The organism is Rheinheimera sp. 1928-s, from assembly GCF_029269265.1.
In the GTDB taxonomy this organism is placed as follows: domain Bacteria; phylum Pseudomonadota; class Gammaproteobacteria; order Enterobacterales; family Alteromonadaceae; genus Pararheinheimera.
Genome location: NZ_JARIXP010000003.1, coordinates 328,964 through 343,861 on the forward strand (window position 1 = coordinate 328,964; position 14,898 = coordinate 343,861).

14 protein-coding genes and 1 pseudogene are annotated in these 14,898 nt (G+C 47.1%); 7 read left to right on the plus strand and 8 right to left on the minus strand.

Annotated features, from left to right (window positions below; genetic code table 11):
* Positions 1–298 precede the first annotated feature (298 nt).
* Positions 299–1,927 (plus strand): methyl-accepting chemotaxis protein, encoded by a 1,629-nt coding sequence (locus tag P3C17_RS09170; protein ID WP_300929151.1) that lies wholly within the window; start codon positions 299–301, stop codon positions 1,925–1,927.
* 246 nt (positions 1,928–2,173) lie between these two features.
* Positions 2,174–2,368, plus strand: a pseudogene (locus P3C17_RS09175) (hypothetical protein); the annotation flags it as partial.
* Here the strand turns inward: P3C17_RS09175 and P3C17_RS09180 are convergent.
* Both P3C17_RS09180 and P3C17_RS09185 read right to left on the minus strand, forming a co-directional pair.
* The gene (locus P3C17_RS09180; protein WP_300929152.1) at positions 2,349–4,313 is read right to left on the minus strand and encodes a DUF2075 domain-containing protein; all 1,965 of its coding nucleotides are present in this window, start codon (positions 4,311–4,313) and stop codon (positions 2,349–2,351) included. The pseudogene P3C17_RS09175 and the gene P3C17_RS09180 sit on opposite strands and share 20 nt — an antisense overlap.
* On the minus strand, positions 4,313–4,537 hold the full coding sequence (locus tag P3C17_RS09185) for a helix-turn-helix transcriptional regulator (protein WP_300929153.1): 225 nt from the start codon (positions 4,535–4,537) through the stop codon (positions 4,313–4,315). The genes P3C17_RS09180 and P3C17_RS09185 overlap by 1 nt, the downstream gene beginning before the upstream one ends.
* A gap of 124 nt (positions 4,538–4,661) precedes the next feature.
* Between P3C17_RS09185 and P3C17_RS09190 the strand changes: the two genes are divergently transcribed.
* Positions 4,662–4,862 (plus strand): hypothetical protein, encoded by a 201-nt coding sequence (locus P3C17_RS09190; protein ID WP_300929154.1) that lies wholly within the window; start codon positions 4,662–4,664, stop codon positions 4,860–4,862.
* Between the two features lie 30 nt (positions 4,863–4,892).
* Here the strand turns inward: P3C17_RS09190 and P3C17_RS09195 are convergent, their stop codons facing one another.
* Both P3C17_RS09195 and P3C17_RS09200 read right to left on the minus strand, forming a co-directional pair.
* The gene (locus P3C17_RS09195; protein ID WP_300929155.1) at positions 4,893–5,663 is read right to left on the minus strand and encodes an RES family NAD+ phosphorylase; all 771 of its coding nucleotides are present in this window, start codon (positions 5,661–5,663) and stop codon (positions 4,893–4,895) included.
* A complete protein-coding gene (locus P3C17_RS09200) occupies positions 5,663–6,034 on the minus strand; it encodes an XRE family transcriptional regulator (protein ID WP_300929156.1) in 372 nt (123 codons plus the stop codon). Before P3C17_RS09200 ends, P3C17_RS09195 begins: the two co-directional genes overlap by 1 nt.
* Positions 6,035–6,268: 234 nt before the next feature.
* Here P3C17_RS09200 and P3C17_RS09205 point away from each other — a divergent pair, with 234 nt between their 5' ends.
* Genes P3C17_RS09205 through P3C17_RS09220 form a run of 4 tightly spaced genes read left to right on the plus strand, consistent with a single transcriptional unit; the run spans position 6,269 to position 10,640 of the window.
* On the plus strand, positions 6,269–8,554 hold the full coding sequence (locus P3C17_RS09205; RefSeq protein WP_300929157.1) for a TonB-dependent receptor: 2,286 nt from the start codon (positions 6,269–6,271) through the stop codon (positions 8,552–8,554).
* A gap of 28 nt (positions 8,555–8,582) precedes the next feature.
* A complete protein-coding gene (locus P3C17_RS09210) occupies positions 8,583–8,849 on the plus strand; it encodes a hypothetical protein (protein ID WP_300929158.1) in 267 nt (88 codons plus the stop codon).
* Positions 8,839–9,105, plus strand: coding sequence for a hypothetical protein (locus P3C17_RS09215; protein WP_300929159.1), 267 nt, complete (start codon positions 8,839–8,841; stop codon positions 9,103–9,105). The genes P3C17_RS09210 and P3C17_RS09215 overlap by 11 nt, the downstream gene beginning before the upstream one ends.
* Entirely contained in the window at positions 9,102–10,640 is a 1,539-nt protein-coding gene (locus P3C17_RS09220) for a PepSY-associated TM helix domain-containing protein (protein ID WP_300929160.1), read from the plus strand. The genes P3C17_RS09215 and P3C17_RS09220 overlap by 4 nt, the downstream gene beginning before the upstream one ends.
* A 25-nt stretch (positions 10,641–10,665) precedes the next feature.
* On the opposite strand, the gene P3C17_RS09225 is transcribed toward P3C17_RS09220, so the two are convergent.
* From P3C17_RS09225 to P3C17_RS09240, 4 genes are all read right to left on the minus strand, one after another.
* Positions 10,666–11,187 carry a hypothetical protein gene (locus tag P3C17_RS09225; RefSeq protein ID WP_300929161.1) on the minus strand — a complete coding sequence of 174 codons (522 nt, stop codon included), beginning with the start codon at positions 11,185–11,187 and terminating at the stop codon, positions 10,666–10,668.
* Between the two features lie 68 nt (positions 11,188–11,255).
* The gene (locus P3C17_RS09230) at positions 11,256–12,857 is read right to left on the minus strand and encodes an amidohydrolase family protein (RefSeq protein WP_300929162.1); all 1,602 of its coding nucleotides are present in this window, start codon (positions 12,855–12,857) and stop codon (positions 11,256–11,258) included.
* Positions 12,858–12,915: 58 nt separating this feature from the next.
* Positions 12,916–14,175, minus strand: coding sequence for a HAMP domain-containing sensor histidine kinase (locus P3C17_RS09235; protein ID WP_300929163.1), 1,260 nt, complete (start codon positions 14,173–14,175; stop codon positions 12,916–12,918).
* Positions 14,172–14,897, minus strand: coding sequence for a response regulator transcription factor (locus tag P3C17_RS09240; protein ID WP_300929164.1), 726 nt, complete (start codon positions 14,895–14,897; stop codon positions 14,172–14,174). The genes P3C17_RS09235 and P3C17_RS09240 overlap by 4 nt, the downstream gene beginning before the upstream one ends.
* Between the last annotated feature and the right edge of the window lies 1 nt (position 14,898).

The following is a 14,898-nucleotide window of genomic DNA, read 5'->3' on the forward strand; positions in this document are numbered from 1 at the left end:
GATCCGCGCCCATCAGTCATTTAAGCCTATGGCCGATATCAAAATGCTAAAAAGCTTCCGCCCATAGACCAGTACAAGTTTTTTTGCAAAATAGCAGCCCCAAATAAGTCTGTTATCTGAAAAAAGCCGTAGTAGATACATAGTTTGACGATATTTTTACCAAATCCCCCATAAAAGTTTTTGGCTTATAACGTAAACCACTCACTATTCAGCGATAAACCGGGTTGGACAAAAGCACACCTGCACACTGGATCCGTCGTAATAATCTGTTCCATGCTAAAAAAGCAAGGTGTAATACATGAATGTAATTAAGCGCTTATACGCAGGCTTCGCAATTTTATTGGTCATCATGCTGGGGATCACCTTGCTTGGACTATTAAAAATCAGCGTAGCAGACAATAACCTGACCCAACTCTCTGAACAGACTGCAGTAGAGCAGCGCCATGCCATTAATTTCAGGGGCAGTGTGCACGACAGAGCCATCTCTATTCGCGATGCTGTGCTGGTTCAAAACAAAGCGAATGCAGAAATTCATCAGAACCAGATTGTCCGGCTTAATGACTTTTATCAGCAATCAGCCGTAGCCCTGGACGATATGTATCGCAAAGAATCACACAGCTCTGAAGAAACCTCCTTGCTGCTATCTATTAAGCAAATTGAAGCATCGACTTTAATATTGACAGATACATTGCTGGATATGATCAACAACGAGCGTCATGATGAAGCCATTAGCTATTTGCTCACCACAGTGTCGCCAGCCTATAGCGAATGGTTAAAACGCATCAACAAACTGATCGATTTTCAGGAAACACTTGTCCAACAGCAAGTAACAGCAGCTCGCGAGCAAACCAATAGTTTTCAATGGATTATGCTCAGTGTGACCGCATTCGCCATACTGATTGGCAGCTTTGTGGCCGTACGTGCCGTGAACAGATTAAAGAGGTTGATTGGCGGAGAACCTGAGTATGCGGCAAGTGTGCTTAAGCATATTGCTTCTGGTGACCTGACGATAAAAGTACAGGTTGGCGCGCCTGAAAGCATCTTAAGCGCAGTAAGAGATTTAACCATTCATATGTCAGAAATGACCAGAAACTCAATGCAGGCCGCAGACGAATTGCTCACCGCATCAAAGAATCTGTTAATGACAGCTCATCAAAACGAAGATTTGATCGGCAATCAAAAATTGGCGACAGAACAAGGTGCCAGTGCTATCCATCAGATGTCAGCAACAGTAGGTGACGTAGCGAACCATACCAGCGAAGCCGCAGCTATTGCACATACTGCTATGAGTGAATTTAACGCAGGCCAAAACGAAGTACGTAAAACTCAGGCCAGCATCAAGTTACTGGCGGATAAAGTTGCTGAAGCAGCAGAGGTAATTAACTATTTGTCAGAAGACAGTCGTCAGATTGGATCAGTACTGGACGTGATCCAAGGCATAGCAGAACAGACGAATTTACTGGCATTAAACGCGGCCATAGAAGCAGCCAGAGCCGGTGAACAAGGTCGTGGTTTTGCTGTTGTCGCAGACGAAGTCCGTAACCTTGCCCGTCGTACTCAGGAATCCACTCGCCAAATTCAGGCCGTAATCGAAAAAATGCAGGGCAGTTCACTTAAAGCGGTGACGGTCATGAATGAAGGAAAAACTCAGGCCGAGTTAAGTGTTGAGCAAGCCACCTGTGCAGGAGACTCACTGAACGCAATTAACCAGTCGGTGACACTGATCAGTGATATGAACACACAAATTGCCACTGCAGCCGAAGAGCAATCTGTGGTAGCGGCTGAGATTAACCGTAACTTCAGTCAAATCACCAGTGCAGCTATTCAAGCCGAGCTAGAGGCATCGAAAATCACAGCGGCCAGCCAACAGCTTGAACAACTGGCAAAAACGCTTGAGCTTAATGTAAAACAGTTTAGAACATCCTGATCTGACAGGACTCTGCGCACACTAAGGCCGCTGGCTGAGGGCCTTAGTGTTTTGTTTGTATCCAGCAACGCATTGCGACACAAATCTGCTTTTATGCTGCTGTAGTCAAGCTGTTAGTAAACCTTCTTCTAAATCAGAGGCACGATACAGACCTGCCTGCAGACTTAAAGCATAGTGCTGCTTGAGGGAATATAAGTCTTGTGGTTCAAGCGTAGTCACGACACAGGAAAAACCCTGTATATCCCCGACGTGACCAAAACCGCAGACTGGGTGGTCGATTTAGGCCCGGAAGGCGGCAGCGGCGGCGTTGAAATCCTGATCGCGGGCACACCAGAACAGGTAGCTGCTTACGAGAAATCTTACACAGGGCATTATTTGAAAGGGGATGTAGATTTTTGTTCTATGAGGGCTGATTCTTTGATCAGCCCTCAATCATTTTGACTCCACACTCAGCCAAATAATCTGCAATCCCCTGATAAAACTTAGGTAATCTCGTCGCATCGTCAGCGTCACCTTCAGGTACAAAAATTACCATGCCCTCGCGCGCCCGAGTCAGCAATACCCTGTAGGCATTCTCAAGATATCTTTGGTTTTCTATTTTGCTACATTTTTGCCAACGTTTGCCGGAAAAATGCCAATGTTCAAACGACCCGCGAACCATTCTTAAATCAGCATCCCAAGCAACTAATGCCCAATCAAGTTCGAGACCTTGAACATCAAACTCAGTAGCAACATCTTCGAGAAAATTACTGGAGCGAATGTCATCTCCCGAACCCAAGAACCAGTTTTTCGCCTCAATTTGGTTTTTAACAAAAATACCTTCAGCTTTTAATCGAATACCATTCGAGGACGCCAACAATCCTGAGCGTCGTCCACCTTTGGTTCGCTTACTGATCCACTTTTTCGCTGTGGCTAGGTCGCGAGTCATTACTACTGGAAACTTATCTTTGAACCCATGTAATACCATCGAGGCTTTAGCTGAATCTCCCTCAATCAGATAATGCACAAAATCAGATAGTTTTTCAGCCCTAAAGGACCGCATCGACGTAGCCAAATGCAGGGACGGCTTCAACTTAAATTTTGAGAGCGATTCCACGGTGAGTTCATCACGAACATATTCGCCTTGCAGCAACTTAGGCGAGCAATAGGCATCCCATTTTTCATTACTTTTAAGCACAGCATCGAACCAACCTGATATACCTGCTTCACCTGTATTGATCTCTTGTCCACCACCGATCAATGCAATAACTACTGCCCAATCTTGGTGCCTTGCCATTACAGAAATTAGAAATTCAGGTTCCGATTGTGAGAAATCTCCGAGACCCCGTTTTCGCTGCATAAAATTTGCAGTCTGCTTTAAATCCCAAGCGCGCTGTGCCTCGTCAAAAATAACAACATGCTCCGCAGGTGGCTTTAGATCTTTTAGGTATTCATCACGAAATTTATGAATATTTTGGATAAAGCTTTTAGTCCTTTGCCGTGCTGCAGCGATAGTTGTTAATTCAGGATTATTTTGATACTGATCGCGCGCTAAAGCTTCCTGTAAAACATCAACTAATGGCCCGTTACCACTGAGAAAAACTGAATATTCTAGGTCTTTGCTGTCAGCATGTTGATTAGCTATATTCAGCCCAACTAAAGTTTTTCCGGCTCCTGGAACGCCAGTAACAAAACAGATAATTTTACGGTGGTATCTACAGGCACTATGGATCAATTCCAGTAATGTGGTGCTTGTCTCATGCAGATTTTCTGCGCCAGCTTCTGATCGTGAAATATCAACCACACTATGTTTTGCATAAAGTGCTTGAGCAGCCTCCACTATAGTTGGTGTTGGTTGATAAGCAGATAAACTCCATTGCACAGCGTCAAAAGAACGACCTTTTATTCGAGCTATTGTTTCGCCCACAAATGTATTTAGAGTGCTTGGAGGCAAACAAATCACTGTCGATACCTGCTCAGAATCAAGTGAGTAGGTAGAAAAAGTTTCTGTCGCCTTTGTAGCAATCAGAACAGGAATTATAGTTTTGTCGTGACTACCTTGATGAAAATGCTTTAGATCTAAAGCGTAACCCTCAGCCTGTTGTCGGTCAGCGTAGAGATAAGCTGATGCGCCAACCTTAAACTCCAATACAAAAATAATGCCTTGCACCACCAGCACACAATCAGCTCTTTTACCCATTCGCGGAATAATGAACTCAAAGAATAGATAAGCGTCGTTAGGCAAACCCCAAAGCTGAGTTTTCAATATCTTGATTTGTTCTAGCCAAGCTCCTGTTTGCTGCTGAACCAAATGTTGACTGTGGTTTTGTGCTAACTGCCCAATAATTGTATTGGCGTCTGTAGATAAGAAAGATGAGACAGCATCGCTGTAAAAAGAACGAGACATCAAGTCAGCCCCTCAATATCTAGTAGCTGGCTTGCAGTGACATTAAGAGCTGAGGCAATTTTAAGAATATTTTTCAGACTAAGGTTACGTTTACCGCGTTCGATCCCGCTGATGTAAGTGCGATCTAACTCTGTTAAGGCTGCAAGTTCTTCTTGGCTGATACCTTTTTCAGAACGTAACTCACGCACCCGCAATCCAAAAAGCAACAACGAGTCTTGACGCATAACCAGATCCCTTTTAATTCTTGGTTATATCGTCAACGGATGTGACTTATAATACTACGGACTATAAGTCACAAACGGACACAAATGTCCCGCAACAACAAGTGATAAAACAAAGGAGCGCGCTATGCTTGATGCAATTCAGCAACAATACCTCAACCTAGCAGATGTGTTATTACAGCAGCGATATGCTATTACACTGAAGGACACAGGCTATGACGGCTTGGAGTGGCTTGCTCGGTTTGGTGACCAACCAGTAGAAGATGCGGTTACAGAATATGCGGCAAAATACGATTTAATACCGACCTCGACAGTCTGTCAGTATTAAAAACATCCATTGGTTATTAGTCTTAGCCCATCACCCCGGCCAAGGCAACTGCCCATCCACCAAAAACAAATCCAGTGGATAGGCATAAAGCTCTGCTTCGCCTTGTTGTTTAAATACCACCAGATCGGCGCTTAGTTCACAGAGCCAGGGGCTGGTGTGATCGGGTTTGGTGCTGTTGAAGGCTTTGGGGGAAAACAGGCCAACGCAGATGCCCTGGTTTGGATCGCGGGCGGATTGGTATTCGAATAACTCGACTCCGGCACTTCGCATAGCTGTGCCTAGTTGTTGGCTGTGTAGGTAGTTGGTTTTAGCTGTTAATTCTGTGCTGTAAGCGCTAAAAGGGGGCTGATGCAAAGCCACTGCTTTGGTTGAACTGTAACCGACACTAAGCAAGCTATGTTGTGATCTCAGGCTGTTTTTGGGTGCTGCGGTCTCTATCGAATACCAAAAAATAAATCTGTAGTAAGCCGATTCCGCCAAGGTGGTTGTAACAGCACAGGCACCATAAAAAATGCCGGGTTCAAACACAGAACCAAAACGAGAGCCCCAGCTTAAAGGCGGGTAACGGAAAGGGGATTTCAGCAAGTAATGCAAAGACTCTGTCGCTTCTGGTAACGCAGGTTTGACGTTTTCCAGCAGTTGTTCAAGCACAGCCTGTTCGGCCAGGGTATCCACATAACTAAAAGTGGCCACTTGTTGCTGGCTTTCAACCAGCCGGAACAATTGCCCGCGGAGCTTTTTGATCTGCTTTGGCCCTTCGCAGCTTATCCACAGCGCATCTGACGCCACAGCAACTGACACTATAATTTGCCCCGCATCGCATCAACAAACTGCAGCACCTGCATCAGGCCCTGAATACTCTGCACCTGCTGTGCTGGTATGCCGCCTGTGACTTTATTGGGGCTATGCATAAAGTGTTTAATCCACTCAGGGTCGCCACCAGCCAGACTATATAAAGCGCGGGCGACACGAATAAGCAATAAAGCCAGTTCACCTTGTTTTGACGCAGGGTCCAACGTCGGATTCTGTTTTAAGCGGCTGACTGCAGTGCGATGCACACCCAATACAGCAGCTAAATCAGCCTGCTTTAAACCCAGTTGATCGGCAGCATTTAATACAGCTTTGGCCAATACCAGTTGCGGTTGTGGAGCTTGTTGTAGCAATGCGGTCATCACACACCTCCCCTTGTTCTTTATGCACAAATAATAGGACAAAAGTGCATCACGCACAAGACAGCTCAATATATAACGCATTTTAAAAGCGTACTCAGAAACAACATAACAGGCACACCAAAACAATTGCGAACTATTACCATTTGTAATTGAGATCTATTTGCATCTTGGTTAATATAACAACGAACTAAACAACACCTTGATCTGCCAATTAAAACCAGCCGGAGAAACCTCATGACACGCACTGCTGCGAAGCATTTTCAATTATCTGCTTTGGCTTTATGCCTGAGTGCAACCCTGCCATTGATGGCGCAACAAAGCCCGGATGGCGCAGCAGAAGAAGCAGCCATTGAAAAAATTACAGTGCGGGGTGAAAAGACAGCTCGATCGCTACAGGAAACCACCAGTAGTGTGGCAGTGACCACGGCCTTACGTATAGAACAGGAAAATTTGCAAAGCCTGTTTGATGTGCTGAGCCGCACTGCCAATGTGTCGCAAATGTATGGCAACAGAGGTTTTACTATCCGCGGTATAGCGGATGAGGCTGGCGCACCTAACCCTTTAGCTACAGTGTATTTGGATGGTGCGGCTTTACCCAGCCAGATTGGCGACTCAGGCCCGACTGATTTATGGGATATAGCTCAGGTTGAAGTGTTGCGTGGCCCTCAGTCCACTATTCAGGGTGAAAATGCGTTGGCTGGTGCCATCATTTTGCGCACTGAAGATCCCTCTATGGATTGGAACGGCAGAGCTCGTCTGCTCTGGTCTGATCCATCGGACCGCCGTATCGCTTTTGCTGGTGGTGGCCCTTTAATTGAAGACGAGCTGGCTTTCCGGCTGGCGGTAGAACAGCGTGATTTTGATGGTTTTGTCTATAACCCAACCCGCAACACGGAAGAAGATACTGTAGACGCATTAGTGGCCCGGGCTAAATTACTCTGGACCCCCTCAACACTACCGGGATTTACCGCTCGTCTTAGCTTTATGCGTGACGATCACGAAGGCCCTTATATGTATAGCTACTCGCGGCTGGACGAGGACGATTACTTCAACAACAGAGTCAACACGTCGAACAGACCAAACACCACGGATATCGTCAGCGATGTCAGCACGCTGGAGTTAAGTTATGAGTTCAACGATGCCTGGTCTTTATCCGCTGTGACTTCAAACACCAGTTCAGATGCCATGCGATCTTATGATAATGATCTCACAGAGGCAGAGATAGCCTTTGGCAACACAGACGAAAACTACGATAGCCTGTCGCAGGAATTACGCCTGCATTTTACTGTGGATAAGTTCAGAGGTTTAGTGGGTCTCTACGGCTCGAAACGCGAGGCTGATTATAAAATCACAACGTTAAGCAATGTTGTGACTCCGCTAAGCACTATAGCTGCCGTGTTACAGGCAAACGGTTTAGATACAACAACAGCCAATTACCTTGCAAACCTGTATGGTCAGGCTTTGCCACTGATCCCAGTGGACTACCATAATGACGCACCAAGTAAGTCGGAAAACAAGGCTATTTTTACGGATCTGGAATATCAATTCACAACTGAGATAGCACTGTTAGCCGGCTTTCGATACGACAACGAAAAATACACTTATGCCTCAGAAACAACGGCCAATTTTGTCGGCATTCTGCCTGATCCATTAGCTTTTGGTGCTGCGGGCACAGCTTTGAATACCGCAGTGACAGGCATTAACTACGCGGTATTGGGTTTAGTGGCTGACGCGAATGGTATCACCCCATCCAGCACCCGCGATTTTACTGCTTTCTTACCAAAACTAGGCCTGCGTTGGGACTACAGTACTGAACTGTCTTTAGCTTTTACTGCTCAGCGTGGTTATCGTTCAGGGGGGAGCTCCTACAATATTGCCCGCAGCGAGATCTTTGCTTACGAGCCTGAATTTACCACTAACTATGAACTGGCCTGGCGCAGCAGCTGGCTGGACAACAGTGTCACACTCAATAGCAACCTGTATTACATCGACTGGAAAGACAAACAGGTTACAGCCTCTTTTGGTTTGAATAACTTCGACACTCATACAGTCAACGCAGGTAAAGCACACTTGTATGGCCTTGAACTGGAAGCCAGACAACGCCTGAATAATAGCGTGGACTGGTATAGCTCTTACGGCTTTTCACGCACTCAGTACGATGAATTTGACGCAATTCTGGGTGCCAGTATTACCGATTATGCCGGTCAGGAATTTGCCTACGCTCCACGCCATACCTTCGCTATAGGTTCAAATTACTACTTTGCCGACAACTGGTCCGCCAATCTGAATGCGAATTACAGAAGCTCTGTGTTTATGAATGTAGGCGTCAGTGATCAGGAATTGTCATCACGTACGCTAGTAAACGCCAAACTGAGTTACGACACCAATACCTGGTCTGTGTATCTGTTTGCCAATAACCTGCTGGACAAAGGTTATGTGCAGTATCGCTGGCCTGCTGAGCCTAACGCCATTTTTGGTGACCCTAGGGTTGTTGGTGTTGGATTAGAAGGTCGCTGGTAAGCTCGGTGACCAAGCACAGGGGACCACTATGACATTTGCTTATCTGTTGACTGCAACGCTCGCCGCCGTGCTGTTTTATCTGACATCAGCACGGCAAACACTCTGGCTGGCAGCAGCCAGCAAAGCAAAACTATTGCGGGGTTTGGCCTGGTTGTCAGTTGTATTGGCCTGGGTCTTTGCTGCACTGGTCATAGGTATTTGGGCAGGCTTTTTTGCCACCTTGACCATTTTGATGCTGGTATTGGTGGCTTTGCCTTTTATCGACGCTTACCGGAGAAAACAGCATGTGGGGTAAATCAACAGCCGCAGCTTTGCTTGGCTTGCCATTGAGTGTGGGCCTGATCGGTTTGTTAGCTTTGTTATGGCCGGGGCAAAATAACCAACTGGTATTGCCCTGGTTGCTGATGGTATTCCCAGTTTGGATTGGCATTATGGCCGGGACTTTTTTATTTCGTAGCGGCAAACAGGCCTGGCTGATCCTTGGACTATCGACCTTTTGCAGCTTTGCGCTGCTTTCTCTGGTGAAACAATTTATGAGCTCATCGCTATGAAAGTCGCAACCCAACGCACCTTCCGAGCTGTCCATACCTGGACAGGTCTGATTGCTGGTATGGCGCTTTTTATTGCCTTTTACGCCGGCGCTATTTCTGTGTTTGTGCACGAGTTGTATGACTGGCAACAACAAGGCGAACTGGTACAAACCGATTCACTGAAGCAGGCTCAGCCTTTAGTTGATGCACTGCTACAGCAGCAACCAGAAGCTAGCCATGGTTTTACTTTGTTGCTGCCAGGCCATCACGGGCCTGAACTTAGTGCCTATTGGTACGACAACTCCAGCGGTACTCAGCATAAGTTTAAACTCAGTGCAGACAATCAACTTAGCCAAAGCCCGGCCAGAGCTGACTTCGTCAGTTTTATTTATGACCTGCATTTTACGGCGGGTTTACCCCGTACCACAGGAATGTATCTTTTTGGTCTATTTTGTTTGCTCTATGGTTTAGCTCTGGTCAGTGGTGTGGTGATTTATACACCGGTGTTTTTAAAAGACTTATTTGCGCTACGCCTTGGCCCTAGTGTGAAACGCTTATGGCAAGACGCTCATAATGTGGTGGGCATATTATCTTTGCCTTTCCATATTTTATTTGCCTGGAGCGGCGCTGTTTTGACTATAGGTTTTCTGATGCTGGCTCCATTTCAGTTTGCTGTTTTTGACGGTAAGTTACTCGAAATTCTGGAGCCAGATTTTGAAGTAGTGCCTCATGTCGAACCTGCCGGAGCACAAAAACCTTTGGTCAGCGTGGATGAATTATTAGCGACAGCCAAAACTGCCATGCCACAGCTGGAGGTTGAAAGCATGTTTTATCATGACGCCGGCGATCTGAATGGCACTGTCACTTTATACGGCGTAATCGACAGCCCTACTGTGACCCATTCAGCAGCTGTAGTGATCAACACAGCCAGCGGTGAACTGATCAAAACCCTGACCCCGGAAGAATTTACACCGGGCACAGCATTTCTGCGGGGTATTCAAAGCCTGCATTATGGCGACTTTGGCGATTACCCGGTGAAATGGCTGTATTTTGCGCTCGGCATGGCAGGTGCTTTTTTATTTTACAGCGGTAATTTGTTATGGATTGAATCCAGACGCAACGCCAACACAACACAGCAACCCCGTAATACCCGCATTATGGCCGGCTTAACATTGGGTATAGCGCTGGGCTGTATGGCGGGCGTGTCGGCCTTGTTTTTAGCCGGTGCTTTATTGCCCGAAGCTCTGCATATCCGCTGCTACTATCTGGTGTTTTTTCTGGTGCTGCTGTGGTGTTTAGTGCGTCATCCGTCGAAAGCTGCAGTGGAAATGTTAATGCTTACCGCCCTGTTGAGCGCATTGATTCCTGTCGCCAGTTTTATCCAAAGTGGCCAGCATCTCTTACACTCTTTTTGGGACGGCCATTGGATACGCTTTAGTGTCGATCTGACCGCTTTGGTAATGGCCTGGTGTTTTTGGCGTATGGCATTGGCCGCCAAAAAACGCGCCAGAACAGGGCCTGCAAATAGCTTATGGGCTTTGCCTGCAAAAGGCTAGTTTGAGCTCAGGCATCAAAAGGGGCTCAGGCTCCTTTTAATGTTTTTAATAAAGCAGCCGTAAACTCAATCTTTTCATTACTCAACTGACGGTAATCAAAATAGGGCGTGACCAGCACTTTGCTGCTTGGGTCTATCGCAAACTCTTCATTCAGCCAATGCAGCTGGCAGCCTAAACCTTGCTGGATCAGCTGTTTGGCATGAGTGCGACCAGCTATTAAGTGAATGGTGCCGCTGTTTGGGTTTAGCTGCGGCATATCAAATAACAAAGCTGTGTCTGAAGCTTTTTGCAGTAAAAATTGGTCGCGATACTGCTGCCAACTCGCGGCCTGAGTCGGGAAATGAAATAGCTTTGGATCCAGAACACACAACAGTTTGGCGTAGACATTAAACAACTTGCGCCAGCCATTGCCACAGTGCTGATAAATCAGATCGATATCGCCTGCTTGCACTGCTTCGCAGTCAAACAACTGCTGGTACTGTGGCATTTTGGGTCTGTTTTCCACATAGACCCTAAAGCTGGCGTTTTGATCCCCTAATCCAATCACTGTATTGTCTCATTCGGTAAAAACTGCCGTTATGGTAACGGATTTTAGTGATGATTACCTGCTGCTGCTTAGTCCGCGAATTGCTGGCGCATAGGAGCACTCATCAACGCATCCCATAACAAATTCAGGTTTAGCCTGATGCTGCTCGCCTGGTCTTCAGCAAAATCTTCTAATTGCAGCAGCAAAACCTTTGGATACCAGTGCCCTGCCAGCACTACGGCTTCTGGTTGGCGCATACTGGCTAAATCCAGCAAAGGGTTATGATTCAGCAATACCAAATCGGCGGTTTTACCCACAGCAATTGAACCTGTTTGTGCTGAGATACCAGCAAAAATGGCGGGATTAATAGTAGCGGTTTGAATCACTTCTAAAGGGCTTAAACCGGCTTGCTGATACAACGCCAGCTCGTCGTGTAAGCCTGAGCCTGCAAAGACAAAAGAGTCTGGAGTATCGGTGCCTGCCAGAATTTTAACGCCTGCTTGCTGCGCTTGTTTTAATTGCTGCTGCGCCAAAGCCAGCAACTCGATATGCACATTCAGATCATTGTTATCATAGGATCTTTTCAGCATAGAATCGGCGTCGCCCTGCCATAACAGCTGTAGCAGGTATGGCACAAACTTCAGTCTGCTGTCCTGACGAAATTCGGTATCACCGGCTTTAGCACCCAATTGCAGGGTTAATAAGGTAGGGCTCCACCAGGTGTTGGATAACGCCATTTGTTGCATCAGTTGCTGGCACAACTCTGGGTTTTGGCTTTGCAGCAGCGCGCGCCATTGATCTGGCTGAAAACTCTGGGTGAGTGACTGTTTTTTATAGGCTTTAATGGCGTCGGCACATTCAAAAACAAAAACCCGGCCATGCTCTACGCTAGCTTGATTTGCATCTAACATCTGCTGAAAAGAGACTAACCAGGGTTGATGCCCAGCCAACGCCATACCAGCCTCTTTGGCTGCTGCAACTAACCACTGGTATTGCTGAGCACTCAGTTGTTCATACACTTTTATAAAATCAGTGCCTTGCGCCTGATAATGCGCCACCAAAGTTTTGGCATCAGTGGCAGATTGCAGCTTAAAAAATGCCGGATAGTCAGCTGGTACTTCCGGACCACCATTGAGCTGGTAACTGCTGTGTAACCAATAGTTTGGGCTGGTTCTGTGCCCTGCTACCACTTGTTTTTGCCAGAGTTTTCGGTCTGCTGTGCAGGCCTGAAAACTGTCCGGCTCCAGCATACAACCTGATAAATCCCGCACTGCAGTTACACCAGCTGCTATCCATAGCGGATGATGCAGTTGAGGAGAAATCTGTAAAGAGTGAGTGTGCATATCGGTCAGGCCTGGCATTAAAAAACGCCCGGCTGCATGCACTTTCAACCGCCCATCGGCCATCAGCTCAGTGCGAACTGCAGCGCTGCTTTCTGTTGATATGCCATCTGAAGCCGTAATGTTGCTAATTCTGCCTTTATCAATCCACACCGCCTGATATGGATGAATTTGGCCTGTTTCTACATCCACAATACTGACATTATCCAGCAACAACGGGCCACTACTGGCAGGGCCTGGTGCTTCAGGCAAAGGCCAGTTGACACAGCCTGCCAGCACAAGTGAGCAAATAAACAGCACTGCAAACAAGGTCCGTGTGATTTTTTTTAACAGATAAAATAGTCGATACATAACAAAGATCCGGTTCATGAACTCTCAGCATCATGTCGGAAGAAGTGTGAAAGGGGCGTCAAAGTTTCGGCCAGATTAGCCTTACTATCAGTTGTTGCTCGGAGCGGTTTAGCTGAAGCTCTAATCCTGTTTGCTGACAGAGCCGTTGCACTATGCCCAGGCCCAAACCATAACCACTGCTTTGGCGGCCTTTGGCAAATAAAGCGGTTAACTCAGTGGGCACATCTTCGGCTTGCAAGGGGTTACGGATCAGCAACTCCTGCGAGTCGGCGCTGATATGCACAGTACCGGCGGCGCTATGTAAAAAAGCATTTTGCAGTAAGTTGGTCAGCACCATTTGCAGCAATACTGGGTTGAGTTGCAACTGCAGATCAGGTTCCACCTGCAGCTCAAGTTCGATGTGTTTACCGTCCAGCAAAGGCGATAAGTTCAGTACCAGTTGCTCCAGCAAACCAGCCAATTTGATCGTTTCAGTCTGGCCCAAATGCTGCTCACGTGACATAGCCAGTAAAGTGCTGATCAGCTGGTTCATTTGCCTGCTACTGTGCTGAATTTGCTCTAAGCGTTGTTGCTGCTCAGCTGGCCATGCTTGTGTTGATGCTTGCGCCAATAACAACTCACAGCTGCTTTGGATCACTGCCAGCGGTGTTCGCAGCTCATGGCTGGCGTCGCGGCTAAACGCTTGCTCCCGGGCAATAAAGGCCTGCACTCTTTGCCAGTTCTGCTCTAACGCCTCAGCCAATACGCCTATTTCATTGGCCGGAAAAACTTTAGAAAAACCCGGACTAAACTGATCGTTTTGCACCAGTTCAGCCAACTGAGTTAAAGGCCGGGTTGCCCGGCGCGCCAGGGCAAAACCTAAAGCTGCTGCCAGCAACAACATCATTAAAGTGCTGACGCCATAAAGTAAAAACATTTCATCCCGAATTGGTCGCACTACCAGTTGCTGACTGACCTCCGCCACCAGCCAGACAGGCGCCTTTGCCGCAGGATGAACAAAGCTGCGCAGATGATAATGCCGCCCATCCAGGCCACTGTATTCCGTACGCTTGGTGTTGAGTTCAAGAACTTGCAGCAGATCTGCCGGAAAATCCTTAGTGCCAAGGTAAATTCGCATAGCAGGAGATTGAGGTGCAGATAACTGCGGCTGTTGCAGTTGGCGTTTTTCTTCGTCCATTAACTGATGACGAAAAAACTGGTCTTCCACCGTATAAACAAAAATTACGTTAAAAAAGCTGAATAAAGAAGCACAAAGCAACGCCAGAATAACAAAAGCCCAGACAATACGCTGACCTAAACTACGAGCTGGTTTATTCATTGATGAGGCCCATGCGGCACGACCAGCTTAAAACCTATGCCGTACACTGTGTGTAACATGGCAGCAGAAAATGACTTATCCAGTTGCTGGCGCAGCAGATAAATATGAGCACGCAACGCATCTGAATCCGGCGGCTCGTCGCCCCACAGCTGATAACTTAAATCAGAGCGGCTGACCAAGGCCGGATAAGCTTCGGCCAGCACCACCAAAATACGATAACCCAGCGGATGCAAATCCAACGGCTGACCGGATCGGCTGGCTTGTTGTTGTGAACGGTCTATCACTAAAGGCCCCAGCTGTAATTGCGGATCGACGCTAAGTAAATGACGACGACTTAAGGCCATACAACGCACAGCCAATTCGGCCAACTCAAAAGGTTTGGTCAGGTAATCATCAGCACCAGCAGCAAAACCCTGCAACTTATCATCCAGACTATCCAAAGCGGTCAACATCAATACGGGCACAGCTTTCAGCCACAACTGGCGTAACTGCATACAGAGCTGCCTGCCATCTATATCCGGCAACATCAAATCCAACAGCACTAAATCGTAGCTATGCTGTTTCGCCAGTTGCAAAGCCAAAGCGCCAGTAGCCGCATAATCCAGCTGATGCCCGGTTGCTGTCAGATAATCGATAATATTGGCGGCCAACGCCTGCTGGTCTTCCACCAGCAGAATACGCAGGCCTGGTTGGCAATGGTTTTTCAAGTTCTGAGCTTTCACT